The organism is Nocardia bhagyanarayanae (genome assembly GCF_006716565.1).
GTDB classification, from domain to species: Bacteria; Actinomycetota; Actinomycetes; order Mycobacteriales; family Mycobacteriaceae; genus Nocardia; species Nocardia bhagyanarayanae.
Window position 1 is genome coordinate 1074856 of the sequence record NZ_VFPG01000001.1, and the last position, 25110, is coordinate 1099965.

Here is a 25110-nt window from a genome sequence, read left to right on the forward strand (position 1 = left end):
GCTTCGAGCGACCACTCGCCGAGAGGCGCTTGTGGGACGTCGACACCCGAGTCGGGATGCTGGCGTGGCGTCCCGCTACTCGTCGCGGCGCCGCCAGGTTACCCCCCGACCTGGCGGCGTTTCGCATGACAGGCGCCGTTCACCTGAACGGTCCAAGATGCTGCTATGACCTCGCACAATCCGGCCGCGCACGGTTCGGCCGCACATGGTCCGGCACTGCACCGCAGGCTCGGACTCACCGACTCGGTGCTGATCGGTCTCGGCTCGATGATCGGCGCCGGGATCTTCGCCGCCCTCGCGCCGGCGGCCGGGGCAGCGGGCTCGTGGCTGCTGCTCGCGTTGGCCATCGCCGCGCTGCTCGCCCACTGCAACGCGATGTCGTCGGCCCGGTTGGCCGCTCGCTATCCGGTGTCGGGCGGCACCTATGTATACGGACGGGAAAGACTGGGCCCGTTCTGGGGATATCTGGCCGGGTGGGCGTTCGTCGTCGGCAAAACGGCCTCGTGCGCCGCGATGGCGCTGACCGTCGGCCATTACGCCTGGCCCGAGCAGTCCCGCGCGGTCGCGGTCGTCGCGGTGCTCGCCATCACCGCGATCAACTACACCGGCGTGCAGAAATCCGCGCTGGCCACCCGGGTCATCGTCGGGATCGTGTTCACCGTGCTGGCGTTGGTGGCGGTGGTCGGTTTCTCCGGAACGCACACCACCGCGACGGCGTTGCCGGACCGGATCGGTCCGCGCGACGTGCTGGAAGCGGCCGGGCTGCTCTTCTTCGCCTTCGCCGGATACGCGCGGATCGCCACCCTCGGCGAGGAAGTGCGCGAGCCGCGGCGCACCATTCCGCGCGCGATCATGGTCGCGCTTGCCGTCGCGCTCGTGGTCTACGCCGTCGTCGCGGCCGCCGCGCTCGCGGTGCTCGGCTCGGCCGGGCTCGCCGCGGCCACCGATCCGCTGGCGCGGGTCGTCGCCGAAGCGGGCGCTCCGGCGCTGGCTCCGGTGGTGCGGATCGGCGCGGTGGTCGCGGCGGCGGGCTCGCTGCTCGCGCTCGTCCTCGGCGTCTCGCGCACGACGCTGGCCATGGCCCGCGACCGGTACCTGCCGCACGCGCTCGCCGCCGTGCACCCACGCTTCGGCGTGCCGCACCGGGCGGAGCTGGTCGTCGGCGCCGTGGTCGCCGTCGTCGCGGCGAGCTTCGATCTGCGTGCGGCCATTGGTTTCTCGTCGTTCACCGTGCTGGTCTACTACCTCGTCGCCAATGTCTCTGCCGGCACGCTCACCGCGGCGGAGGACCGGCCCGCCCGCTGGATTCCGGTGGTCGGAGCGTTCGGATGCGTGACCGTCGCGGCGGCGCTGCCGTCGGCTTCGGTGCTCGTCGGAGCCGGGGTTCTCGCGCTCGGCGCCGCCCTCTACGCGGTGACTCGCCGGGCTCGCTGAGCCGCCCCGATTTTCGTGCCGCGCGCCGCCGCCTGTTGGCCCGTATGCGCGGGCGCGTCGCGCTAGCCTCATTCTCATGGGGCGTTTCTGTGGTTTCCTCGCTGGAATCGCGGCGGTGACGCTGGTCGCGGGAAGTCTCTTCGGCGCGACCGCACACGCGGCCCCGGCCGCCACCGCGAAACAGGCTCGCTGCGAGGTCAGTTCCGGTCGGGAGGCGCAGCGCGCCGCTCCGGAACAAGCCGGGTTCGACGCCGAACTGCTTCAGGCGGCGCTGGAGTTCGCCAGTCACCGAAACCGCTTCAACGTCCAGGTCTTTCGCCACAACTGCCTGATCGGCGAAGGGCCGAAGAACGCGAAGACCGACAATGTGGCGTGGAACGTCTGGAGCGTGACCAAGAGTGTGGTCTCGCTGATCGCGGGCATGGCGTGGGACCGTGGCCTGCTCGACCTGAACGCCCCAGTCGACAGGTACCTGCCCCCGGGCCTCGGCGACGCCGCGCACCGCGCCATCCGGGTCGAGGACCTGCTCACCGAGACATCGGGCATGACGGTGGGCGTGCTCACCGAGGGCATCACCGGAGTCGTCCCCATCGATCCACACAGCGCGGTGCAGGCGCTCGCGGTGCCGCTGGACAATCCGCCGGGCACGGTCTTCAGCTACAGCCAGCGCAACGTCGACCTGCTGACGTTCGTCATCGAACTGGCCATCGGTGAGCCGTTTCAGCAGTTCGCGCAGCGCGAGCTGTTCGCCCCGCTCGGCATCCTTCGCACCGATTACTACTGGGCCAAGGATCGCGCCGGAAACACCTACGGCTACGCGCATCTGATGATCCCGCCGAACGACCTCGCCAAGCTCGGCCTGCTGGTGAGCAACGAAGGCCGCTGGGGCACAGCGCAACTCGTGTCCGAGGAGTATCTCCGCATGGCGCTGACGCCGTCGCGGCCGAACCCGTGCTACGGCTACCTCTTCTGGCTCGGCCCCGACTGCGCGGAATCGCCCTCGTTCATGCCGCCCGATATGTACATGATGGCCGGGCTGGGTCTGCAGAACGTCTTCGTGCTGCCCTCGCTCGATTTGATGGTGATGTGGACCGGCGTCTTCGGCAACGTCAGCAGCCAGGGCACTGCCGGCATGTTGCAGAACACCGACGAGCTGCCGTACGAGTTCTTCCGCATGCTCTTCGCCGCCATGCCCGAGAATCCCGTCCCCGATCCCGGGCCGTACGTCGAGCCGCCGGTGCGACTGAATCCGCGCCAATTCGTCGACGCCAACCTGCTGCTCGCGGTATTCGGTATCGGCCCGGCGGCGTATCCGGGCTGCAATGTCTTCTCCTGCTTGAACTACCAGCTCGCGCCCCCGTTCGCGGATCTCGCCCCCGGCTGCTTCATCGTCGCCTGCCTCGGGCCCGATCCGCGCACCCCTGGCATCCACTGACCGGGCAGCGAACCGTCTGAATGTCGCCCTGCGGCACCGCGACTCCGATCGACACAGCGGCACCGGCTTGGATCGCGTACGGCCTCGCCGTGGCGCGCTCACCACATGTCGACGAGCATGCCCCAGCGGCGGGTGTCGGCTTCGTGGACCACCTCGCCCCAGTCGCGGAGGAGGCGTTCAAAGGTGGCGGGGTTGGTGATGCGGTGGCGGTTGCTGGTCTCGCGTTCGAGATGCGGCCGCAGATCGGAGATGCGGGGAGCGATGCGGCCCCAGAGGTTGGCCAGGGTGGCCAGATGGGCCGGGGAGTGGGCGAGCCAAGTGGTGGGCCGAATGGTGTCGCTGTGCGGGCGCCACGGGTGGTGGGCGGCAGGCTCGACGGGAAGGTCACCGCCGTACAGACCGCGTAGGAACAGGTCGGTATCGGCGATCAGCTCCGCCGTTTCGGTCGGCGCGTCCCACGGCACGAAGAGGCGGGCCTCGCGCCAGACCGCTTCGAACTCGGAGTGCAGCGCGGCGGAACTGTAGGCGTGGAAGCGGTACTCGGCGATCCAGTGCTCGGCGCTGTCCAGCCAGCGCAAGCCGATCGGATACCGCTGGCGGTGGTCTTCGTCGGGCCAGTCCAGGTCGGCGAACCGGCGCGGCGCCCGCTCGGTCACCGTCCGCGCCAGCCGCGGCCAGTCCGCGATGTGCACGGCGACATACGAACCCACCGGCCCACCTCTCCACGCCGAACTCGCCTACCGCAGCGATTGTGCCAGCCCCGGATACGACGACCGGGCCGACCCGATCCGGCGGCGGATCGGACGGCCCGGGTCGACAAGCCGGCTCAGCGGTCGCTGAGCAGCACCTCGGCGATCTGAATGGTGTTGAGCGCCGCGCCCTTGCGCAGGTTGTCACCGGAGACGAACAGCGCGAGACCGCGACCGTCCGGCACACCGGGATCCTGGCGGATGCGGCCGACCAGCGACTCGTCGGCGCCCGCGGCCTGCAACGGCGTCGGCACGTCGACCAGCTTCACGCCGGGCGCGCCGGCGAGCAGCTCCTTGGCCCGCGCGACCGACAGCGGGTCGGCGAACTCGGCGTTGATGGACAGCGAGTGCCCGGTGAAGACCGGAACCCGCACGCAGGTGCCGCTCACCAGCAGCTCCGGAATGCCGAGGATCTTGCGGCTCTCGTTGCGCAGCTTCTGATCCTCGTCGGTCTCGCCGGACTCGTCGTCGACCAGCGAACCGGCCAGCGGGATCACGTCGAAGGCGATCGGCGCGACGTACTTGTTCGGCGCGGGGAACGCCACGGCGCTGCCGTCGTGCACCAGCTTCTCCGCGTCGTCGATCACCGCGCGCACCTGCGAGGCCAGCTCGTCGACACCGGCCAGGCCGGAACCGGAGACCGCCTGGTAGCTGGAGACGACGAGCCTGGTCAGGCCCGCCTCGTCGTGCAGCGGCTTGAGCACCGGCATCGCGGCCATGGTGGTGCAGTTCGGGTTGGCGATGATGCCCTTGACCAGGTTGCGGGTCGCCTCGGGGTTGACCTCGCTGACCACCAGCGGAACCTCGGGGTCCTTGCGCCAGGCCGACGAGTTGTCGATGACGGTGACGCCCGCCGCCGCGAACCGCGGGGCCTGCACGCGGGACATGGTGGCGCCCGCGGAGAACAGCGCGATGTCGAGGCCGGACGGATCGGCGGTCTCGGTGTCCTCGACCACGATCTCGCCGCCGCGCCACGGCAGCTTCTTGCCCGCCGAGCGCGCGGACGCGAAGAACCGCACCTCGTCGGCCGGGAAGTCGCGCTCCTCCAGCAGCTTGCGCATGACGGCGCCGACCTGTCCGGTCGCGCCGACGACTCCTACTCGAATACCCATCGTCAGCGTCCTTTCGACATGATCGGGAGCCCTACGTGGCCACGCTCCGCTACCGCCTCCGGGCTTGACCCGATCATGTCAGCGCCCCGTTCCGGCGTGCACCACGGCCACCTCGTCGCCGCCCAGATCGAAGGCGCGGTGCAGCACCTTCACGGCGTCGTCCAGCTCGGTGTCCTTGACCAGGACCGAGATCCGGATCTCGGAGGTGGAGATCAGATCGATGTTGATGCCCGCGTCGGCAAGCGCCTCGCAGAACGTCGCGGTGACGCCCGGGTGGCTCTTCATGCCCGCGCCGACCAGCGACACCTTGCCGATGTGGTCGTCGTAGAGGACCTGGGAGAAGCCGATCTCGCTCTGGCGCTTGGTCAGCATCTCCACGGCGCGCGCGCCCTCGGTCTTGGGCAGCGTGAAAGTGATGTCGGTCTTGCCGGTCTCCACCTTGGAGATGTTCTGCAGGACCATGTCGATGTTGATCTCGGCGTCGGCGATGGCACGGAACACCTTGGCGGCGAATCCCGGTTCGTCCGACAGCCCGACCACGGTCACCTTGGCCTCGCTGCGGTCGTGCGCGACGCCAGTGAGGATTGCTTTCTCCAAGGGGATGTCCTCCATCGATCCGTAAACGTAGGTGCCCTGCTTGTCGGTGTAGGACGAGCGCACATGCACGGGCACGTTGTAGCGGCGCGCGTACTCGACGCAGCGCAGCATCAGCACTTTGGAGCCGCAGGCCGCCATCTCCAGCATCTCCTCGTAGGAGACCTGCTCGAGCCGCTGCGCGTCGGAGACGATGCGCGGGTCGGCGGTGAAGACGCCGTCCACGTCGGTGTAGATCTCGCAGACGTCGGCTTCCAGCGCCGCGGCCAGCGCGACCGCGGTGGTGTCGGAGCCGCCGCGGCCGAGCGTGGTGACGTCCTTGCTGTCCTGGCTGACGCCCTGGAAACCGGCGACGAGCACGATGGTGCCCTCGTCCAAGGCCTCGCGCAGGCGGCTCGGGGTGACGTCGATGATCTTCGCGTTGCCGTGCGCGCCGGTGGTGATCACACCCGCCTGCGAGCCGGTGAACGAACGCGCCTCCGCGCCGAGCGAGTGGATCGCCATGGCGACGAGCGCGTTGGAGATGCGCTCGCCGGAGGTGAGCAGCATGTCCATCTCGCGGGCAGGCGGCGCGGGCGCCACCTGCTGGGCGAGATCGAGGAGTTCGTCGGTCGTGTCACCCATCGCCGAGCAGACGACCACCACGTCGTGGCCTTGCTTCTTGGTCTCGACGATCCGTTCAGCGACGCGCCGGATACGCTCGGCGGTAGCGACCGAGGATCCTCCGTACTTCTGAACAACGAGAGCCACGACAGGGTCCTCCAAGATCGACAATCAGCTGGTAACAGCCACCAAGACTACCGGCCGCCGTCCACGGGATTTGTCGCTACCTCCCCGAGCTGTGCAAAAGCACACACGCGCAGGAACTCTCGAATGATCATCCGCGGAGCGCCGCGAACCGGGAATGATGGGCCCATGAAGAGCTCACTGATCGCGGTCACCACCGGCCGCCGCGAGGTGGTGCACGACATCACGCCGCAGTGCGCGGAGTTCGCCGGAGCGGCGGGCGGCGACGGGCTGCTGCACGTCTTCGTGCCGCACGCCACGGCCGGTATCGCCATCATCGAACTGGGCGCGGGCAGCGACGACGACCTGCTCGCCGCGCTGCGCGATCTGTTGCCCGCCGACGACCGGTGGCGGCACGCGCACGGCTCGCGCGGGCACGGCCGCTCGCACGTCATGCCGGCGCTGATCCCGCCCTATGCCACGGTGCCGGTCATCGGCGGGACGTTGATGCTCGGCACCTGGCAGTCCATCGCCATGGTCGATTTGAACGTGGACAACCCGGAACGCCAGGTTCGGCTGTCGTTCCTGTCCGATGGATGATGACGCTCATGCCCTGCTGAACCAGGTGACCTGGGTGCCGTTGCCGAACTCCTGACGCCGGATCGGGGCGAACATCGTCGGCCGGAACGGCCCGTCGAACGCGCGGACGCCCGCACCGGCCGTGACCGGATAGCTCTTGACGACGAGTTCATCGATCTCCTCGAGCAGCGCGCCCGCGAGCTTGCCGCCGCCGGCCAGCCAGATGTCCATGCCGCCCTCCTGCTTCAACCGGCGGACCAGACTCACCGGATCGCCGTCGACCAGCTCGACGGTGGGGTCGTCGATCCGGCCGAGCGTGCCGGAAACGATGTACTGCCGCATGTGCGAGTAGGGACTGGTGATGCCGACCTGCAAGGCGGGTTCATAGGTGCCGCGACCCATCACCAAAGTGTCGAAGTTCTTGCAGGGCGCGTCGGCCGCGACACCGAAGTGCGCACGTGCATGCGTCGGAAGGGTTTCCGGGTACTCGGCGCCGAGCCATTCGGTGAAGTCCTGCGCCAAGGGGAAGAACTCGATGCCGCCGTCCGGACCGGCGATGTAGCCGTCGAGGGACATGCCGACGAAGTAGACGAGCTTTCGCATGGGGATCCTGCTTTCTGGGGAAGGTTCGGTCGGTGTCGGCGGGCGATTCAGGCGCGGCTGTACCAGGTGACCTGGGCGTTGTTGCTGAATTCCATGCGACGGGCCGGGGTGAACAGCGTCGGGGTGAAGGCGCCGGCGAAGGCCGGGATGCCGCTGCCCGCGACGACCGGGTAGCTCTTGATGATCAGTTCGTCGATCTCGTCGGCCAACTGGGCCGCGAGGTTGCCGCCGCCGCACAGCCAGATGTCGAGGCCATCGGCCTGCTTGAGCTCCCGCACCAGGGTGACGGGGTCGCCTGCCACGACTTCGACGGCCGGATCGTTGCTCGGGTCGAAGCTGCTGGAGACGACGTACTGCTTCAGGTGCGCGTAGGGACTGGTGATCCCGCCGGCTTCGTAGGTGCCGCGCCCCATCAGAACCGTGTCCCAGTTCTTGTTCGGCGTATCCACCGGCATCCCTGTGAGCGGCCGGATCGGAGTCGGCATCGGCTCCGGGTAGTGCGCATCGATCCAGGCGGACATGTCGTCCGCGAGCGGATAGAAGTCGAACTCCCCGCCGGGGCCCGCGATGTAACCGTCCAGCGAGACGGCGACGTAATAGACAAGCTTTCGCATTCGGACCACCTGACGTGTTGTACTCTGTTTGTAGTGATTTGAACTGTAGTACTACGACTGGAGTGGTGTCAACATGCGGACGAACCCGGAACGGCGGCAGGCGCTCATCGATGCGGCGATCGAGGTACTGGCGGACGAGGGCGCGCGCGGCCTCACCTTCCGCGCGGTGGACAAACGGGCCGCGGTCCCGGCGGGCACGGCGTCGAACTACTTCGCCAACCGCGACGACCTGCTGAACCAGGTGGGCAGCCGCTTCTACGAGCGGCTGCAACCGAGCGAGGAGACCATGGCGAAGGTGACCGAGGGGCCGCGCACGCGCGCCAACATCACCGAGCTGATGAAGGACATCGTCGCGCGCATCGAGGCGTTCCGCACCGGCTACCTCGCCATGCTGGAACTGCGCCTGGAGGCCACCCGGCGACCGGAGCTGCGCGCGGTGCTCACCGAACGGGTACGCGAGGACCTCGACTTCAACGTGCGCAACCACCTGGAATCCGGCCAGCCCGGCGACGCCGACACCGTCCGGCTGCTCTACCTGGCGCTGAACTGGCTGATCGTGGACCGGATGACGCTGCCCGACATCTTCTCCGAAGAACAGAGCATGCACCTGATCGAGACGGCGGTCGACCGACTCGTCCGCGACTGAACGGCGCGAATTCGCCGGAACCTTGTGACACACGTCACGGCCATCCGATAATGGACCGATGATGGCGAACGTTGGAGACCGACTGCACGTGCACGGACACGTGGTGGGGGAAGGTGATCGCCAAGGCGAGATCATCGAGGTCCGCGGATCGGATGGCGGCCCGCCCTACGTGGTTCGTTTCACGGACGGACACGAATCCCTGGTGTATCCCGGACCGGACGCGACGATCGAGCACCCGAGTGATCGCACGTAAAGGCACCTGAACCGCGCCGCCCGGCCGATAGGACGAACAGACCCGCCGATTCCCGGCGGGTCGCCGACCCGACCACCGCGAATAGCGATCGAATACGCGCTGCCCCGGCCGACGCGAAAGTCGTTCCGGCCCCCACCGATATCTACTGGCCAGTAGCACCGCGCACCATAGACCTCGTTGTTGACGAATGGGAAGAGCGCTGTGCAGAATCGGCGAGTTGATCCACCGGGGGGCGGAGGTACAGGCATGCGCACGAAAACCGATATCCGCTTCACCGTCGAGGCAAGTCCGGCTCACGTTCTCGACGCTTTGGCGGCGATCGAAATGCTCCCGGAATGGTCGATGTATCAGGACGCGCGCGTGGCCACTCGCGACGAATACGGCAGGCCGCACCGCGTTTACGTCACCGCCGACGTGCTCGGCAGCTCCGATTTGCAGGTGCTGGAATACGAATGGACCGAGAACCGCTCGTCCTGGCAGGTCGTAGACAGCTCGCGCGGTATTGGCGGCGGCGGTTGGTTCGAGGTCTCCGAGGGCGCGGGCGGGACCGACGTCTGGTACCACTCCGAGTTGCATTCCCGCCTCCCGCTGCCCGGCTTGCTGATGAAACGAACCGTGCAACGCTGGAATGAAACGGTGGTGCAGAACTTCATCGAATTCGCGGAAAGCTACCCGGAATCCGAGAGTTTTCATTCCGTATAGCGAGTGCGCATAATTCGCTATATAGCGAGCGCGCATAATTCTGGATCGCCGATGACGCCCTGAGCGAAAAACCACGGTCGGACCTTGTTTCAAGGCCGCGCCGGACCGGCCCGAGTGCGACGATAAGCAGCATGATCGGTACCAAACGGGTTCGGTTCCAACCGATGGCCGAAGGCGCCTCGGTGACCCAGCTCGAGCTGTTCTTCGACCTCGTCCTGGTTTTCGCGTTCACCATGGTGACCGCCCTCGCGGCCGGGGACACCAGCGCCAAGAACATCCTGCGCGCGCTGCTCGTGCTCGCGGTCATGTGGTGGGTGTGGATCGCCTACGCGTGGATCGGCAACGTGGTCCGCGCCGACGAGGGCATCACGCGGGTGGCCATGTTCTTCGCGATGGGCGGTGCGTTCCTCGCCGCGCTGACCATCCCGGAGGCCTTCGACGACATGGCGGGCGGCTGGTTCGGCCCGTTGGTCTTCGCGATCGCCTATCTGCTGGTGCGCGTGGTGCACCTGGGGGTCTTCCTGCTGGCCAGCGCCGAGGACGCGCAGCTGCGCGGACAGGTGGTGCGCTGGGGACTCGGGTCGATCACCATCGGCACCACGCTGCTGGTGATCGCCGCGATGACCGACGGCGCGGTGCAGATCGGACTGTGGATCGCGGCGATCGTCGGCGACATGCTGTGGACGATGCTCGCCGGCGAGGACTGGCGCCTCAACTCGGCCACCCACTTCGCCGAACGGCACGGCCTGATCATCATCGTCGCGCTCGGCGAATCGATCGTCTCGATCGGCATCGGCGTGGCCGGGCTGCCGATCTCCTGGCCGATCGCGCTCGCCTCGATGCTCGGGCTCGCGGTCTCCGGCCTGCTGTGGTGGGCATACTTCGACGTCGCGGCGCTCTCGGTGGAACACGAACTGAAGCGCGCCGAGGGCGAACGCCAGATCAAGATCGCCCGCAATTGCTATACGTACTGGCACTTCCCGATGGTCGTCGGCATCATCGCGCTCTCGCTCGGCCTCAAGAAGGTGCTCTACTACGTCGGCGACTCCGCCCATCACACACTGAAGGACGCGCTCTACGGCATCCCGCTGTTCGCGCTCTACGGCGGCGTGGTGATCTACCTGCTCGCGCTGGTCGGCTTCAAGCACTACGCGACCCGCACGATCACCGTCCCGCGCGTGGTCGCGGCGGCCCTGCTGCTCGCCCTCACCCCGCTGGCGTCCGCGCTGCCCGCGCTGGCCTCGCTGGTCATGCTGTGCGTGGTGCTCATCGGGCTGATTCTCTGGGAGACCGTGCGATACGCGCGGCCGCGCGACGAGATCCGGCACGGCACGCACGCCGGATGAATCAGGCCAGCGGTTTGTCGTTGGCGAGCAGGTAGCGCAGCGTGCGCTCGTGCGGGGTCGGGCCGTAGGCGGACGGCTCGACGCGCACGCCGTCGCGCACCGCCTGCCGGATCTGTTCCACGTTCTCCCTGATCATGTCCGAGACCAGCTCGTCGGTACGCGGATCGGCGAGCACCTGGAACACGATGCGGAAGCTGGTGTCGGCGATCAGCCGGATGATGTCGTCGTGGAACGGGATGTAGCGGACCTTCCCGGCCTGCGGATCCTTCTTGATCAGCTCGAGGATCATCTCGTCCATCTCCGCGCGGTTCTCCTCCAGCGCGGCGGCGATGTTGCGGGTGTAGTGCCCGGTGCGCAGCACGTGCGCCACTTCGTCGAGCACCGCGATGGTCATCGGCCGACGGATGACGTCGACGATGGTCTTGACGAACCGGTTGACCACCGCCGCGGTCACCCGATCGCCGAAGACCCGGTCGGCCACCCTGGCCAGCCGCACCAGGATCACCACGAGACGCAACAGCCGGAATCCGCGGAACAACGGGTTCGCCACCGGGATCATGCCGATGACCTCGTACCAGTAGACGAACGGGAACGTCCACGGCCAGCCCGCCCTGCGCCAGCGCCACAGGAACTCCGCGGCGAACACCGCGCAGATCCCGTAGTCGACGATCACGATGGTCCGGTAGGTGCGGTCGGACACCGGGAAGAAGGTGATCCACACGACCAGCGCCACCGAGACCACCGCGAGCGCGAGCATCACGAAATCGGTCCAGAGCGCGGGCGGTTTACGCGGGTACTCGTCCGCGTACGGTGCCTTCGCGAAGTCCGATGGTGTGGTGGGGACTGTCACGGAAAAGATCCCTTCGACGCCGACGTCCCCGCCGAGCGTAATCGGCCCGCCGCCCGAAAACGGCCGACCGGACCCGGTTCTCGGCAAATCCTCGGCTCAGCGCCCGGAGCGGATGATCTCCTCGATGTTGCGCTCGGCCAACGCGGTGATGGTCAGCGAGGGATTCACCGCGCCGGCGCTGCCCGGCATGGCCGCGCCGTCCATCACGTACAGACCCGGATGCCCGTGCACCCGGCCGTGGCCGTCGGTGGCCAGGCCGAGCACCGCGCCGCCCAGCGGGTGCGCGGTGAACAGCGCGTTCGCGTCGTAGCCGAGCGCACCGTATTCCACCAGCGCGTCGGCGCGTTCGGCGATGCGGCGGTCGACGGCCCGCGCGGCGGCGACCACCTCGTCGCGATTGCGCGTCGACCAGGACAGCCCCACCGAGTCGCTGGCCCGGTCGTAGCCGAAGCGGCTGCGCGTCGGGTCGAGCACCATGCCGAGCGAGGCGAGCGCGCCCGTCTCGAACGGGATGCCGGGGATGTACCAGTTCTCCAGGGTGACCGGCACCGACGATTCGTCGAGGATGCGGCTCGCACTCGGCACGCCCTGACCGAACCCGGCCACCGAGCTGGCGCCGCGCGCGAGCACCACGTCGCCGTTGGTGCCCCAGCCTTCACCGATGTGCTCGTTGAGATCCGGCAGCGCGCCGGTGGCCCTGGCGCGGACCAGCAGCTCGGAGGTGCCGATCGAACCCGCGCCGAGGAAGAGCCGGTCGCAGGTAAGCGTGCGGGTGCCGAGCACCTCGCCGGTCGGCGCCAGCTTGCTGATGCTCACCGTGTAGCGACCGCCGGACTCCTTGCCGATGGCGTCGACCCGGTGGCCGGGGAACACCGTCGACCTGCCGGTCTGCTGGGCGTAGCGCAGGTAGTTCTGGTTGAGGTCGAACTTCGCGCCGTTCGAGTTGCCCAGATTGCTGCGCGCCACGGTGGCCGACGGCCGCGTGGTGCCCGCCAGCTCGCCGCGCAGGATGTCCCAGGTGAAGATCGAATCGTTGGGCAGCGGGTGATATCCGGCCTTGCGCACCTGGTCGTCCCAGGCGCGGGAGTGCGCGAACGGGGCCGAGGCGTAGATGTCGGCTGGAATCGGGTCCAGCCGCAACATCTGGCGCACCCGCGGGTAGTAGACGCGCTCGAGTTCGTCGTAGGCGACCGAACCGCGGAAGACCTCGTCGAAGAAGCGGCGCTCCGGCGCGATCATCGCGCCCGAGAAGATCACCGAGCCGCCGCCGACCGCCGCCGCCCGCCACACATCGATGCCCGGGTATTCGGTGCAGTCGAGCACGCCGCCGAACTTGGCGAAATGCACCGGAACCTTGGTGACGCCGGTGAAATCGGTGCGGTGCCAGAAGCCGCGGCCGTCGGGCAGGTCGTCGCCGGTGAAGATCTCCCGCCACGGGTCGTTGGGCCAGCGCGATCCGCGCTCCAGCACGGTGTTGGCCACGCCTGCCTCGGCGAGCCGCAGGGCGGTGACGGCGGCGCCGAAACCGGAGCCGACGACGATCGCGGGCGAATGCTCGGGCGGATCGGGAAGTGGCGCAAAGATTTCCGGCACCCAGTTCTGGAACATCGTGTGCCAGACCGGGTCGGCCGCGGCAGGCCGCGAGTCGAGCGTCGAACCAACAGCGCCGAAAAGCGCTGCCAAACCCGCCGCCTTGAAAAAGGCGCGTCTGTGCACCAGGCCACCTCCCTCATCACGCATGGCCGAGCGCAGAATAGCGCGCCCGACCGGGAGAACGCACTCCACTGTGAAACGTCACGGTCCCCCGACGAGCGGTGTGGGTCAGGACGCAAACGGCCGCCGATCGGCGGCGCAGGTGGCGCCGGGTGCGGGCAGTTTCAGGTCGACGAGGTAGCCCTCGCGCAGCTGTCGCACGCAGTCGCCGTCCGGATTGTGGCCGTAGCCATCGGCCACCACCACCAGCCTGGCGTTGACCAACTCCTGCTGCGCGCGCTTGGCGAAGGTCAGCGGCGTCACCGGGTCGAAGCGGTTGTTCAGCAGCAGCGCGGGTTTGTCGGAGCCGAGCGTCCACGGGTCGGTATGGCGCTGCGGGTAGCCGTCGTCCGGCGCGGGCCACATCGCGCACGGCTGGTGCATGGCGAGCCAGAACGGGCCGAAAAGCGGTTCCGCGGAGGCGATCTCGCGGGAGAGAGCGGGCCAGTCGGCGGACCGCCAGCCTGCGCTCTGGTCGGCGCAGGTGATCGCGGTGAAGGCGTCGAGGAAGTCGTAGCCGGGCGCGCCCGCCGCCAGGATCTCGCGCACCTTCGCCGGATCGCCCGCCGGGCCGCGTTCCAGTTCGATGAGCAGCTCGGCGAGCGCGGGCCAGCCGCGCTCCGGGCTGTAGAGCAGCAGCGCGTGCGCCTGCGCGACCTCGCTGTAGCGCACCGGCAACGCGTGCTCGCCCGCGCCGACCGTGATCGGGCCCTGGCGCAGCCGCTCGAGCAGCGCATCGTCCCTGGCGCGCAACCGATCCGCCCCGGTGTCGACGGGCTCGGGGATGGTGGTCTCGACGCGCTCGGGCCCGGCGCTGCCCGCCTTCTCGGCCCGCTCCGGCGGCGCGGCGGGACCGGTCAGGTCGGAGCGCTCGGAGCCACCGGCGAAGGCGCACTTCGCCTTTCCCGCCTCGGCACACAGCCGCAGGAACTCCGCGTGGATCTCCGCGGTGCCCGCGGCGGTATCGATGACCGAGGCGCGGACGTCGTCGGTGTAGACCTTCGGGTCGACCATGGAGGTCAGCTGGAGGGCGCGCACCCGCTCGCCGAACAGCGCGCCGTACACCTGCCCGAGATAGCTGGCGTAGGACCCGCCCGTGTAGGTCAGTCGCTCCTCGCCGACCGCGCGCCGCAGCAGATCCAGGTCCCTGGCCGCGTCGACCGTGGTGAGGTGCCCGAGCAATTCGCCGCTGTGCTTCGCACAGCCCTCCGCGAGCGTGCGCGCGGACTGCTCGGCGGCGCGCTCCTGCTCGGCGTTCGCGGGCGGTAGCAGCGTGGCGTCCCAGAACCGGCGCTGCTGCTCGTCGTCGGCAAAACAGCGCACCGCGGCACTGCGGCCGATACCGCGCTGGTCGAAGGTCACCACATCGAAGCGCTCGCGGAGCTCACCCTCGGCCAGCTCGCCCTGCCGCGCCCAGTCGAGACCGGAGCCGCCGGGCCCGCCGACGGCGGTGAACAGGGTGCCGACGCGGCGCTCGGGATCGGTGGCGAGTTGCCGGACCACCGCGAGTTCGATGGTCTTGCCCTCGGGCTCGGCGTAGTTCAGCGGCACCGCGGCGGTAGCGCACTCGAAGCCGATCAGATCGGCGTCGGAGCATGGCCGCCAGTCGAGTTCCGGCGTCGGCGCCGCGTCGGCCTGCCGGACCAGCTCCGAGACGGCCGACGCCTGCTGAACCGCGGTGCACGCGGTCAGCACCGGCGCCGCCGCCGCGACCACGATCAGCATGAACTTCCACCTACGCACGGTGACCATCCTGTGCCGCGGGCACCGCGCGCGTCGTCATCCTTAGTGACGAATTCGCCCCTGAGATCCCCGAGTTCGCCGCCGCGCCTTGCCGTCTCGTCCTGCGGTCCGCCGCGGCCGGGCTACCAGCTCGCACGGGTCAGGCCGCCAGCAGCCGCACCACCGCGATGCCGCCGACCACCACGATGACCGCCCGCAGCATGGTGGGCGACAACCGCCTGCCGTAGTGCGCGCCGAGCTGGCCGCCGATGATCGAACCGATCGCGATCATCGCCACCGCCTGCCAGTTCACCTCGGCGACCACGATGAAGATGACCGCCGAGACCGCGTTGACGATGAGCGCGAGCACGTTCTTGACGGCGTTGAGCCGCTGGAGCTCGTCGTGCACGAAGATGCCGAGCAGGCCGATCAGCAGCACGCCCTGCGCCGCGCCGAAATAGCCGCCGTAGATGCCGGTGCCGTACACCGCAGCGAGCAGGATCGGTCCGCCGTGCTCCGGCACCGTCCCGTTGCCGTTCTCGCGCCGCCGCTTGACCCAGGCCGCGAGCCGCGGCTGCACCATGACCAGGATCAGCGCCACGATGATCAGCGCGGGCACGATCGCCTTGAACGCCGCCGCGGGCAGCACCAGAAGCAGCACCGCGCCGGTGATGCCGCCCAGCAGCGAGGCCGTGCCGAGCTGGAGCAGGCGGGAACGTTGACCGGCGAGTTCGCGCCGGTAGCCGATGACGCCGCTGATCGAGCCGGGCACCAGGCCGATGGTGTTCGACACGTTCGCGGTGACCGGCGGCAGCCCGAAGGCCAGCAGCACCGGGAAGGTGATCAGGGTGCCGGAGCCGACGATGGTGTTGATCCCGCCCGCGGCGATGCCCGCCCCGAGGACGGCGAGTAGTTCGAGCCAAGTCATCCGATACGTTCCTTAGACGTCCCGTCGGACCCGCGGCCCGTACAAGCGTTCAGTTCTTCAGGCACGCTATCGACACCCCCGCATACCACGCGCAATCGGACCGGGCTTCCAGCGCTGCGCCGCGACACGCTAAACTCGTCAGAATCATGCAGCGGGCACTTCTTCTCGGCCGCCGCGACGGGGTCTGATCGGACCGGCTCCCGTCGCGGGGTTTCGCCTGCCGGTCGCCCCATAATCGGGAAACCCCCACACCATGGAGAAATCGCATGTCCCCTGCTGACGCCTACGTATCCGGCTCGCGCACGATCACCGCTCCGAGCAAGGCCGCGCCGGCCGACCAGCCCGGATGGAACAAGCAGAAGAACTCCTCGATGCCGACGTTCCGGTATCGGCCGTTCGCCGAGGAGGTCGAGCCGATCACCCTGCCCGACCGCACCTGGCCGGACAAGATCATCGACCGCGCCCCCGGCTGGTGCGCCGTGGATTTGCGCGACGGCAACCAGGCACTGATCGATCCGATGAGCCCCGCGCGTAAGCGCCGCATGTTCGACCTGCTGGTGCGGATGGGCTACAAGGAGATCGAGGTCGGCTTCCCGTCGGCCAGCCAGACCGATTTCGACTTCGTCCGCGAGATCATCGAGGACGGCGCCATCCCGGACGACGTCACCATCCAGGTGCTGACGCAGTGCCGCCCCGAGCTGATCGAACGCACCTTCGAGGCCTGCGCGGGCGCGAGCAACGTCATCGTGCACTTCTACAACTCCACCTCCATCCTGCAGCGGCGCGTCGTCTTCCGCGCCGAGCGCGACGCGGTCAAGAAGATCGCCACCGACGCCGCGAAGCTGTGCCTGGAGGTCGAGCAGCGCTACCCCGACACCAACTGGCGCTACGAGTACAGCCCGGAGTCCTACACCGGCACCGAGCTGGAGTACGCGCGCGAGGTGTGCGACGCGGTTTCCGAGATCATCGCGCCGACCCCCGAGAAGCCGCTGATCATCAACCTGCCCGCGACCGTCGAGATGGCGACGCCGAACGTCTACGCCGATTCCATCGAGTGGATGAGCCGCAACCTGGCCCGTCGCGACTCGATCGTGCTGTCGCTGCACCCGCACAACGACCGCGGCACCGCGGTCGCCGCGGCCGAGCTGGGCTACCAGGCGGGCGCCGACCGCATCGAGGGCTGCCTGTTCGGCAACGGTGAGCGCACCGGCAACGTCTGCCTGGTGACGCTGGGCATGAACATGTTCTCGCGTGGCGTCGATCCGCAGATCAACTTCTCCGACATCGACGAGATCCGCCGCACCGTCGAGTACTGCAACCAGCTGCCGGTGCACGAGCGCCACCCGTACGGCGGCGACCTGGTCTACACCGCGTTCTCCGGCAGCCACCAGGACGCCATCAACAAGGGCCTGGACGCGATGAAGGCCACGGCCGACGCGCAGAACGCCGACGTGTCCGACATCGTGTGGGAGGTCCCCTACCTGCCGATCGACCCGAAGGACGTCGGCCGCACCTACGAGGCGGTCATCCGGGTCAACTCGCAGTCCGGCAAGGGCGGCGTCGCCTACATCATGAAGACCGACCACGGCCTGGTGCTGCCGCGCCGCCTGCAGATCGAGTTCTCCCAGGCGATCCAGCGGATCACCGACGGCGAGGGCGGCGAGGTCACGCCGAAGGAGATGTGGGACGTCTTCCACGAGGAGTACCTGGCCCCGATCCGGCCGCTGGAGCGGATCCGCCAGCGAGTCACCGCCTCGGAGACCGACGGCGGCGTCGACTCCATCACCGCGACGGTGAAGGTGGACGGCGTCGAGCACGAGGTCACCGGAAACGGCAACGGGCCGCTGGCCGCGTTCGTCGACGCCATCTCCACCATCGGCTTCGACGTCCGGGTGCTGGACTACTCCGAGCACGCCATGTCGGCGGGCGACGACGCGCAGGCCGCCGCCTACGTGGAGTGCGCGGTCGGCGACAAGGTGGTCTGGGGCGTCGGCATCGCCACCTCGATCACCACCGCTTCGCTGCGCGCGGTCGTCTCCGCGGTCAACCGCGCCAACTGACGCGTCCGACGTGGCCGGGGTTTTCGCGCTCCGGCCACGTCACCAGCGCCACTGGATGTAGCCGTCCAGGAAATCCGGCGAATACGCTCCAGCGCACCCGCGCGATCGAATCTGTCGAACTCCTCGGGATCGTCCGCGCGCAGTTCGCCGGTGACCCACGGCGTCTCGTACCCGTAGCGGACGACCGTGGCGAAAGGTTTGCCGTCACAGCGCAGTAGCACTGCGCAGCCGGACACAGCCTGCGCGGAGGTTTGCTCACCTGCTAGCGTTGGTTTGCACTCAAGCGCCGAGCTCTCTGCTCGAATCCCGAGCAGATGGGGGAACTGTGACAAACAACGACCACAATCCGACCTCTCCGCCCTGGCTGCAGAGTCCTTCGGTGGATACGGCCGCGGTCACCGCCGAACCCTCCGGATCGCATGTGGCGCAGGACGAGACGAACGAGACACCCGCCGAGGCGCCCGAAAAGGACGCCGTAGCAGCGGCCGAAGCCCCCGAAGGGCAGGAGACCGCACCGGGTGTTCCCGAACCGGCGCAGGCCGACGCCGCTGCGAAACCGGGTCAGTTCACCGGTTATCCGCCCGCGGCGGGCCCCTCCGACCCGACCGGCTATCCGCCCCCGATCGGCCCCGGCGATCCGACCGGCGTGTATCCGCAGCCCGTCGCCCCGCCCGGCTACGGTCCCGGTCCCGCCGAGGGTTTCGCGCCGAACGGCGCCGCGGAGCCGTACGGCCCGTACAGCAGCGGCCAATTCGCGCAGCAGCCCGGCCCCTACCAGGCCGGGCCGTATCAGCCGGGCCCCGAACAGCTTCCGCCGCCGCCCGCGCACGACCAGCAGGGCGCGCCCTACGGCGAGTACCGTCAGGAGATCGGACCGGACGGTCTGGTCCGGCGGGTTCCGCAGGAGAGCGGGCCGGAAGCCGGTGCGGCACAGGATCAATCGAGCGGCCCCATCTACAGCTGGGCGCCGCCGCCTCCGCCGGTCCAGCCGATGGCTCCGCCGCAGCCGATGTACCAGGAGCCGCCGGCGCCGATGGGCCAGACGCCGCCCGGGCTCACCGGTCCTGGCCAGACACCGCCCGGACTGGCAGGTCCCGGCCAGACACCGCCCGGACTCACCGGTCCCGGTCAGCAGTGGCAGGGCGGACCGCAGCCACAGCACCAGCCGTTCCAGCCGCAGCACATGCAGCAGCCGGGTCAGCCAGGCCACTCGGTCAACGACCTCAACCTGCTGAAGCGGGCCCGCCGGGCGCCGCGCAGCGGGTGGCGTCGCGCCGTCCACAAAGCCTCCGGCGGCATGATCAACCCGGGCGAATCCGCGGCCGACATCGTCTTTCGCGACCTCGTCGACCGGGTGAACCAGCCGGTGCGCGGCGACTACCGGATCGCGATCCTCTCGCTCAAGGGCGGCGTCGGCAAGACGACGACCACGGTCGGTCTCGGCTCCACCTTCGCCTCGTTGCGCGGTGACCGGGTCATCGCGATCGACGCCAACCCGGACCTCGGCACGCTGGCGCACCGGGTGCCGCGGCAGACTCGCTCCACCGTGCGCAACCTGCTGGAGGATCAGCAGATCTCCAGGTACTCGGATGTCCGCGCGCACACCTCGCAGGCACCGAGCCGACTGGAAGTGCTTGCCTCCGAACAGGATCCGGCTGTTTCCGAGGCGTTCAGCGAGGCCGACTACCGCAAGGCCATCAGCATCCTCCAGTCGTTCTACAACATCATCCTCACCGACTGCGGCACCGGTCTGATGCACTCGGCGATGTCCGGCGTGCTCGATATGGCCAGCTCGCTGGTGCTGGTCACCTCGCCCGCGATCGACGGCGCGCGCAGCGCCTCGGCCACGCTGGACTGGCTCGACCATCACGGCTACGGCAAGCTCGTCGAGCGCACCGTGGTGGTGGTCAACGCCTCGCGCCGCGGCGCCTCCACCGTCGACCTGGACCAGCTGCGCAAGCTGTTCCTGGACCGCACCCGCGCGGTGCAGGTGGTGCCGTTCGACGATCACCTCGCCGAGGGCGCCGAGATCGACCTGGAGCTCGTCAGCAAGCCGACCCGGCGGGCACTGCTCGAACTGGCCGCGATGGTCGCCGACGATTTCGGATACATCGGCGCGCAGCAGTACCAGCATCCGGGGCCCATGGGTCTGCGCTAGGCGCGCTGCGCCCAACCGCTACTCCGCGGTGACCTGCTCCGCCGCGGCGCGGAAGGCCGCGAGCACCGTGGCGATCGCGGGCCGCTTCTCCGCGTGCGGGCGGGTGACCAGGTCGTAGTTGCGTGCGGCGCGCACGCCGGAGAGTCGCAGCACCGCGAGGTCGGGGTGGGCGACGGCGAAGCGCGGCATCAGCGCGACGCCGTAGCCGGACGCGACCAGCGTCTCGATAACGCGGAAATCGTTGAGCCGCTGGGCTATTCGCGGCTGCACTCCGGTCACGGTGGCGATCGATTCGAGCACGTCGTCGACCGGGAAGCCGCCGCGCACGCTGAGCCAGGTCTCGTCGGCGAGTTCGGCGGGGGCGACCGAGCGCTGCCCGGCAAGGCGGTGCGTCGGGGCGACGACCACGTCGATGGGTTCGCGCATGAGGAACCGCGAGGTGATGCGCGGTCCGGCCACCGAGCCGGAGCGCTCGTCGCGGTGGGTCAGGACGATGTCGTAATCGGCGAGCAGCCGGGGCGCTCCGCTCGGCGGCACGTCTTCGTCGCGGGCGACCACATCGACGTCGCTGCCCGCCAGCGCGGGCAACACCAGCGGCAGCAGCAGCGCCGCGCCGGACGGGAACAGCGCCACCCGCACCTGCCCGCGCGGCGAGCCGCGATAGTGCGCCATCTCCGCGACCGCCCGGTCCATGGCGGCGAGCACCTCGTCGGCGCGGACGACCAGCGCCTGCCCCGCGTCGGTGAGCCGGATGCGGCGGCCATCGGGTTCCAGCAGGGCGACGCCGGCCTCCTTGGCCAGCGTCTTGAGTTGCTGGGAGACCGCCGACGGCGTCATGGACAGCGCGTCGGCCACGGCGGAAATCGTGCCGCGATCGGCGAATTCGCGCAGCACCCGTAGCCGGTCGACGGACATCGGCGGCCCCTGTGGCTCTACCGGCACCGGCGCATCCTCTCGTTGATAGTGAAGCATTCCTACACTATCAGTGCAGATTTATTCGATTGTGCTGATGGTTCCCTGGCTCGACCATGGTGAGCGTGACCAACCGCGACCGCCTGCTCGGCCTCACCGTCGTCCTGCTCTGGGGCCTGAACTTCATCGCCATCCGAGTCGGCCTCGACCACTTCCCGCCGCTGTTCTTCGCGGCCTTGCGTTTCGCGGTGCTCGCGGTGCCGGTGCTGCTGTTCGTTCCGCGTCCGAACGTGCCGCTGCGCTGGCTCTTGTTGTACGGCACGGGTTTCGGCGTGCTGCAATTCGCGTTCCTGTTCACCGCGATGCGCGAGGGCATGCCGACCGGACTGGCCTCGCTGGTTCTGCAATCCTCGGCGCCGTTCACGGTGGTGCTCGGCGCGCTGCTGCTCGGTGAGCGGCTGCGCCCGATCCAGCTCGGCGGATTGTTCGTCGCGGTGGCCGGGATCGTGGTGATCGGCGCCGACCGCGTGCACGTCGCGCCGCTGCTGCCACTGTTGCTCACCCTGGCGGGTGGGCTCGGCTGGGCCTTCGGCAATATCGGCTCGCGACTGGCGGCGGCTTCGCGCGAGGTCAACCCGCTGCACCTGACCCTGTGGATGACGGTGGTGCCGCCGCTTCCGCTGTTCGCCCTTTCGGCTCTCGCCGAGGGCCCGGCGACCGGTTGGCACGCGCTGACCGATATCGCGTCGCCGACCGGGTGGCCCGCGCTGGTCGGCCTGGCCTACATCGTCGCGCTGGGCACGGTCGTGGGATCGGGGCTGTGGACGTTCCTGATGAGCCGCTACCCGGCGGGCGCGGTCGCGCCGCTCTCGCTGCTCGTCCCGGTCATCGGCATTGCCGCTGCCTGGGCTTTCCTCCACGAGACGCCCACCGCCTCGCAGTTGCTCGGCGGCTTGATCGTGATCACCGGCGCGTTCGTCGCCACCACCGGCGGCCGACGACCGAGAGCGGCGAAGACTGCCGAGCCGGAACAGGCGGCCGAACCCGCGCTGCACTGAGCGCCGGGAGTGCGAGTTTGCGAATTGCGAGTTTCGGGAAGTAGCTCGCGTCGCGCGAGGTCGGCGGTACTCTCGGGGCGCTGCGCTCTGCGGCGGCAGGGGTGGGTGGGATGGCCCCGAGCAGGCGCTTTACAGTGAGTGCGGCGGTGAAGGTAGGGTCCCGAAGGCTAGGCAGCAGAGTCGCGCATGGCAGAACAGCGGTGGGCCGTCTCGCGAAGATCGATGATTCGCGGCACGGTGGCAATGGGGGTTGCGTCGGCGGGGGCTTTCACGGCCGGTGCGCTGACACCGGGGCGCGCATCGGGCGCTCCCAACGGCAGACGGGTGGCGGTGCTCGGCGGCGGGGTCGCGGGACTCACCGCGGCGCACGAACTCGCCGAACGCGGCTTCCAGGTCACCGTCTACGAGAGACGAGCGCTCGGCGGTAAGGCGCGCAGCATTCCGGTGCCGGGCAGCGGATCCGGCGGACGCCCCGATCTACCCGGCGAACACGGCTTCCGCTTCTTTCCCGGCTTCTACCAGCACATTCCGGACACAATGCGGCGAATCCCGTTCGCGGGCAACGCCGAAGGCGTCTGGAACAACCTCATCGCGATGCCCGAGGCGCGCATGTCCCGCCGCGACGGCGACGACTTCCAGATCCCGCTCGGCTTCCGCGCCAGACCGAATCCGCGGCCGGAGGACTTTCGCGAGACCGTCGGCGCCGCCATCGCGACGGCACTGAAAATGCCCGCCGCGGAAGGACTTTACTTCGCCAATCGGCTGCTCGTGTTCAACACCAGTTGCGACGCCCGCCGTTACGGGCAGTGGGAGCACATGGCCTGGCGCGATTTCGTCGGCGCGCACCGCCGTTCGCACGAATTCCGCGCGCTGATCTCGCGCACGCTGACCAGCATCATGGTCGCCGCCAAGGACAATCTCGCCAGCGTGCGAACCATCGGCAACATGGGCGAGCAGTTCCTCGGCAACCCGTTCGAGGTCGGCAACGACGGCGCGCTGGACCGCGTGCTGAACGGCCCGACCAACGCGGCGTGGATCGATCCGTGGACGGCGCGGCTGCGCGAACTGGGTGTCGAGTTCGAACTGGGGGCGGAGGTGCGCGCGCTCGAGGTGCGGGACCGGCGCATCAGCGGGGCCCGCATCGTCGACGGCAACGGCAGCCGCACGGTCGAGGCCGACTACTTCGTGGTGGCGCTGGCCGCCGAACAGGCCCGCGCGCTGTGGTCGCCCGACGTGCTCGAGGTGCGCCCGGAGCTGGCCGCGATGGACGGGCTGTTCGTGGACTGGATGACCGGCATCCAGTTCTACCTGCGCAGACCGGCCGAGATCTCGAGGGGCCACACCGCCTACATCGACGCGCCGTGGTCGCTGACCTCGATCAGCCAGAACCAGCTGTGGACGCGCAAGCTCGCGGAATTCGGCGACGGCACCGTGCAGGACTGCCTCTCGGTCGACATCTCCGACTGGAACACCCCCGGCATCCTGTACGGCAAGACCGCCAAGGAGTGCACGCACCAGGAGATCGCGCGCGAGGTGTGGGCGCAGTTGCAGGCCCACCTCAACGATCGCGGCGAGGAGCTGCGCGACGCCGACCTGCATTCCTGGTTCCTCGACCCCGCGATCGTCTGGCAGTCCGAACAGCGCCGCAACACCAACGCCGATCCCCTGCTGATCAATACCGCGGGGTCCTGGGAACACCGCCCCGAACCGCACGGCGATCTCGAAAACCTGTTCCTCGCGGGCGATTACGTGCGCACCAACGTCGACCTCGCGACCATGGAGGGCGCCAACGAGTCGGCGCGGGCCGCGGTGAACGCGCTGCTGGACGTCGCGGGTTCGGACGCGCCGCGGTGCCGGATGTACACGCTGTACCGCGCGACCGAACTGGAACCGTTGCGGCGCATGGACGCCGATCGGTACGCGGCGGGACAGCCGAATCTGTTCGACGTGTGAGGGGCGGGTGTACCTACACAAAAGCGGTTCTCTGGGTGAACGCCTGACAACGGGAGAACACACGCCTCCTGTGCGCCGTCTCCGCACAAGTACACCCGCCAAGGACTTGGGCGGGTGTACCTGCACAAAAGCGGTTCTCTGGGTGAACGCCTGACAACGGGAGAACACACGCCTGCTGTGCGCCGTCTCCGCACAAGTACATGGCAAAGGTGGTTCCGGCGACCGCCGCGATGTTTGAATCGAAATATGGGCGAGACCAAGCAGATCACCGATCCCGACGACCTACGTGCGCTGCTCGGCGCGGTGATGCCGCGCGCGGCGACCAAGGAGCGCGTCGCACTGCACCAGCGCGACCGCGAGTGGATCGCCAACTCCCCGTTCCTGGTGATCAGCACCAGCGACGCCGAAGGCAACTGCGACGCGTCACCCAAGGGCGACCCGGCGGGTTTCGTGAAGGTGCTCGACGACCGCACCATCGCCATCCCCGAGCGCCCGGGCAACCGCAGGGCCGACGGCTACCTCAACATCCTCGCCAACCCGCACGTCGGCCTGCTCTTCCTGATCCCCGGCCGCCGCGACACCCTCCGCATCAACGGCCGCGCCCGCCTGGTCCGCGACGCCGCCTACTTCGACGACATGGTGGTCGAGGGCCATCGCCCGATCCTCGCCGTCGAGGTCGCCGTCGAACAGATCTTCTTCCACTGCGCCAAGGCGTTCATCCGCAGCCACCTGTGGGAGCCGGAGCAGTGGGCGCCTGATGCGTTGCCAAGCACTGCCTGCCTGGTCAAGGAGGTGCAGGCGAACGTGACGGAGACGGTGGAGGAACTGGAGCGGTACTACTCCCCCGAGCACTACGCCGCGAAGTTGTACCGCGACTGACGCCGCCCGCCGCCCGTCAAGGCCCCATCCACCATTCGACTACCG

The 25110-nt window shown here is 68.9% G+C and carries 22 protein-coding genes; 12 read left to right on the top strand and 10 right to left on the bottom strand.

Annotated features, from left to right (window positions below):
* Nucleotides 1–165: 165 nt before the first annotated feature.
* Together FB390_RS04300 and FB390_RS04305 are read left to right on the top strand one after the other, a co-directional pair.
* Nucleotides 166–1434, top strand: coding sequence for an APC family permease (locus tag FB390_RS04300; RefSeq protein ID WP_141807782.1), 1269 nt, complete (start codon nt 166–168; stop codon nt 1432–1434).
* Between the two features lie 76 nt (nt 1435–1510).
* On the top strand, nt 1511–2869 hold the full coding sequence (locus FB390_RS04305) for a serine hydrolase domain-containing protein (protein WP_141807783.1): 1359 nt from the start codon (nt 1511–1513) through the stop codon (nt 2867–2869).
* Between the two features lie 98 nt (nt 2870–2967).
* On the opposite strand, the gene FB390_RS04310 is transcribed toward FB390_RS04305, so the two are convergent.
* From FB390_RS04310 to FB390_RS04320, 3 genes are all read right to left on the bottom strand, one after another.
* Nucleotides 2968–3579, bottom strand: coding sequence for a hypothetical protein (locus FB390_RS04310; protein ID WP_141807784.1), 612 nt, complete (start codon nt 3577–3579; stop codon nt 2968–2970).
* Nucleotides 3580–3695: 116 nt separating this feature from the next.
* The gene (locus tag FB390_RS04315) at nt 3696–4730 is read right to left on the bottom strand and encodes an aspartate-semialdehyde dehydrogenase (RefSeq protein ID WP_141807785.1); all 1035 of its coding nucleotides are present in this window, start codon (nt 4728–4730) and stop codon (nt 3696–3698) included.
* Between the two features lie 78 nt (nt 4731–4808).
* Nucleotides 4809–6074: an aspartate kinase gene (locus FB390_RS04320; RefSeq protein WP_141807786.1), complete on the bottom strand. Its 1266-nt coding sequence runs from the start codon at nt 6072–6074 to the stop codon at nt 4809–4811.
* Nucleotides 6075–6239: 165 nt separating this feature from the next.
* Here FB390_RS04320 and FB390_RS04325 point away from each other — a divergent pair, with 165 nt between their 5' ends.
* A complete protein-coding gene (locus FB390_RS04325; RefSeq protein ID WP_141807787.1) occupies nt 6240–6650 on the top strand; it encodes a YjbQ family protein in 411 nt (136 codons plus the stop codon).
* Nucleotides 6651–6656: 6 nt separating this feature from the next.
* Here the strand turns inward: FB390_RS04325 and FB390_RS04330 are convergent, their stop codons facing one another.
* Both FB390_RS04330 and FB390_RS04335 read right to left on the bottom strand, forming a co-directional pair.
* A complete protein-coding gene (locus tag FB390_RS04330) occupies nt 6657–7232 on the bottom strand; it encodes a dihydrofolate reductase family protein (protein WP_141807788.1) in 576 nt (191 codons plus the stop codon).
* A 47-nt stretch (nt 7233–7279) separates the two neighbouring features.
* Nucleotides 7280–7846: a dihydrofolate reductase family protein gene (locus FB390_RS04335; RefSeq protein ID WP_141807789.1), complete on the bottom strand. Its 567-nt coding sequence runs from the start codon at nt 7844–7846 to the stop codon at nt 7280–7282.
* A 73-nt stretch (nt 7847–7919) separates the two neighbouring features.
* On the opposite strand from FB390_RS04335, the gene FB390_RS04340 reads away from it, so the two are divergent.
* The 4 genes from FB390_RS04340 to FB390_RS04355 all read left to right on the top strand — a co-directional run bounded on the left by FB390_RS04340 (nt 7920) and on the right by FB390_RS04355 (nt 10793).
* Entirely contained in the window at nt 7920–8492 is a 573-nt protein-coding gene (locus tag FB390_RS04340) for a TetR/AcrR family transcriptional regulator (RefSeq protein WP_141807790.1), read from the top strand.
* Between the two features lie 58 nt (nt 8493–8550).
* Nucleotides 8551–8745, top strand: a complete 195-nt coding sequence (locus FB390_RS04345) for a DUF1918 domain-containing protein (RefSeq protein WP_141807791.1) — start codon at nt 8551–8553, stop codon at nt 8743–8745.
* Between the two features lie 180 nt (nt 8746–8925).
* Nucleotides 8926–9447 (top strand): SRPBCC family protein, encoded by a 522-nt coding sequence (locus FB390_RS04350; RefSeq protein ID WP_246123846.1) that lies wholly within the window; start codon nt 8926–8928, stop codon nt 9445–9447.
* Between the two features lie 131 nt (nt 9448–9578).
* Nucleotides 9579–10793 carry a low temperature requirement protein A gene (locus FB390_RS04355; protein WP_141807792.1) on the top strand — a complete coding sequence of 405 codons (1215 nt, stop codon included), beginning with the start codon at nt 9579–9581 and terminating at the stop codon, nt 10791–10793.
* Nucleotide 10794: 1 nt separating this feature from the next.
* Here FB390_RS04355 and FB390_RS04360 read toward each other — a convergent pair whose 3' ends face one another.
* The 4 genes from FB390_RS04360 to FB390_RS04375 form a co-directional block, all read right to left on the bottom strand.
* Nucleotides 10795–11643, bottom strand: a complete 849-nt coding sequence (locus tag FB390_RS04360; protein WP_141807793.1) for an ion transporter — start codon at nt 11641–11643, stop codon at nt 10795–10797.
* 96 nt (nt 11644–11739) lie between these two features.
* Nucleotides 11740–13326, bottom strand: a complete 1587-nt coding sequence (locus FB390_RS04365; RefSeq protein WP_484213829.1) for a GMC oxidoreductase — start codon at nt 13324–13326, stop codon at nt 11740–11742.
* Nucleotides 13327–13464: 138 nt separating this feature from the next.
* Nucleotides 13465–15138, bottom strand: coding sequence for an alpha/beta hydrolase (locus FB390_RS04370; RefSeq protein WP_246123847.1), 1674 nt, complete (start codon nt 15136–15138; stop codon nt 13465–13467).
* Between the two features lie 139 nt (nt 15139–15277).
* A complete protein-coding gene (locus FB390_RS04375) occupies nt 15278–16045 on the bottom strand; it encodes a sulfite exporter TauE/SafE family protein (protein WP_141807795.1) in 768 nt (255 codons plus the stop codon).
* Nucleotides 16046–16311: 266 nt separating this feature from the next.
* On the opposite strand from FB390_RS04375, the gene leuA reads away from it, so the two are divergent.
* On the top strand, nt 16312–18105 hold the full coding sequence (gene leuA / locus FB390_RS04380) for a 2-isopropylmalate synthase (RefSeq protein ID WP_141807796.1): 1794 nt from the start codon (nt 16312–16314) through the stop codon (nt 18103–18105).
* A 379-nt stretch (nt 18106–18484) separates the two neighbouring features.
* Nucleotides 18485–20263, top strand: a complete 1779-nt coding sequence (locus FB390_RS04385) for a MinD/ParA family ATP-binding protein (RefSeq protein ID WP_246123848.1) — start codon at nt 18485–18487, stop codon at nt 20261–20263.
* Between the two features lie 18 nt (nt 20264–20281).
* Here FB390_RS04385 and FB390_RS04390 read toward each other — a convergent pair whose 3' ends face one another.
* A complete protein-coding gene (locus FB390_RS04390; protein WP_141811537.1) occupies nt 20282–21178 on the bottom strand; it encodes a LysR family transcriptional regulator in 897 nt (298 codons plus the stop codon).
* A 122-nt stretch (nt 21179–21300) separates the two neighbouring features.
* Between FB390_RS04390 and FB390_RS04395 the strand changes: the two genes are divergently transcribed.
* The 3 genes from FB390_RS04395 (at nt 21301) to FB390_RS04405 (ending at nt 25065) form a co-directional block, all read left to right on the top strand.
* On the top strand, nt 21301–22233 hold the full coding sequence (locus FB390_RS04395; protein WP_141807797.1) for an EamA family transporter: 933 nt from the start codon (nt 21301–21303) through the stop codon (nt 22231–22233).
* Nucleotides 22234–22476: 243 nt separating this feature from the next.
* Entirely contained in the window at nt 22477–24186 is a 1710-nt protein-coding gene (locus FB390_RS04400; protein WP_141811538.1) for a hydroxysqualene dehydroxylase, read from the top strand.
* Nucleotides 24187–24432: 246 nt separating this feature from the next.
* Nucleotides 24433–25065 carry a pyridoxamine 5'-phosphate oxidase family protein gene (locus tag FB390_RS04405; RefSeq protein ID WP_141807798.1) on the top strand — a complete coding sequence of 211 codons (633 nt, stop codon included), beginning with the start codon at nt 24433–24435 and terminating at the stop codon, nt 25063–25065.
* Nucleotides 25066–25110 lie beyond the last annotated feature (45 nt).

Coding starts and splice junctions, on each gene's coding strand:
- FB390_RS04300 (WP_141807782.1), top strand. CDS start 166: ATGACCTCGCACAATCCGGCCGCGCACGGTTCGGCCGCACATGGTCCG.
- FB390_RS04305 (WP_141807783.1), top strand. CDS start 1,511: ATGGGGCGTTTCTGTGGTTTCCTCGCTGGAATCGCGGCGGTGACGCTG.
- FB390_RS04315 (WP_141807785.1), bottom strand. CDS start 4,730: ATGGGTATTCGAGTAGGAGTCGTCGGCGCGACCGGACAGGTCGGCGCC.
- FB390_RS04325 (WP_141807787.1), top strand. CDS start 6,240: ATGAAGAGCTCACTGATCGCGGTCACCACCGGCCGCCGCGAGGTGGTG.
- FB390_RS04330 (WP_141807788.1), bottom strand. CDS start 7,232: ATGCGAAAGCTCGTCTACTTCGTCGGCATGTCCCTCGACGGCTACATC.
- FB390_RS04335 (WP_141807789.1), bottom strand. CDS start 7,846: ATGCGAAAGCTTGTCTATTACGTCGCCGTCTCGCTGGACGGTTACATC.
- FB390_RS04340 (WP_141807790.1), top strand. CDS start 7,920: ATGCGGACGAACCCGGAACGGCGGCAGGCGCTCATCGATGCGGCGATC.
- FB390_RS04345 (WP_141807791.1), top strand. CDS start 8,551: ATGATGGCGAACGTTGGAGACCGACTGCACGTGCACGGACACGTGGTG.
- FB390_RS04355 (WP_141807792.1), top strand. CDS start 9,579: ATGATCGGTACCAAACGGGTTCGGTTCCAACCGATGGCCGAAGGCGCC.
- FB390_RS04375 (WP_141807795.1), bottom strand. CDS start 16,045: ATGACTTGGCTCGAACTACTCGCCGTCCTCGGGGCGGGCATCGCCGCG.
- leuA (WP_141807796.1), top strand. CDS start 16,312: ATGTCCCCTGCTGACGCCTACGTATCCGGCTCGCGCACGATCACCGCT.
- FB390_RS04390 (WP_141811537.1), bottom strand. CDS start 21,178: ATGTCCGTCGACCGGCTACGGGTGCTGCGCGAATTCGCCGATCGCGGC.
- FB390_RS04400 (WP_141811538.1), top strand. CDS start 22,477: ATGGGGGTTGCGTCGGCGGGGGCTTTCACGGCCGGTGCGCTGACACCG.
- FB390_RS04405 (WP_141807798.1), top strand. CDS start 24,433: ATGGGCGAGACCAAGCAGATCACCGATCCCGACGACCTACGTGCGCTG.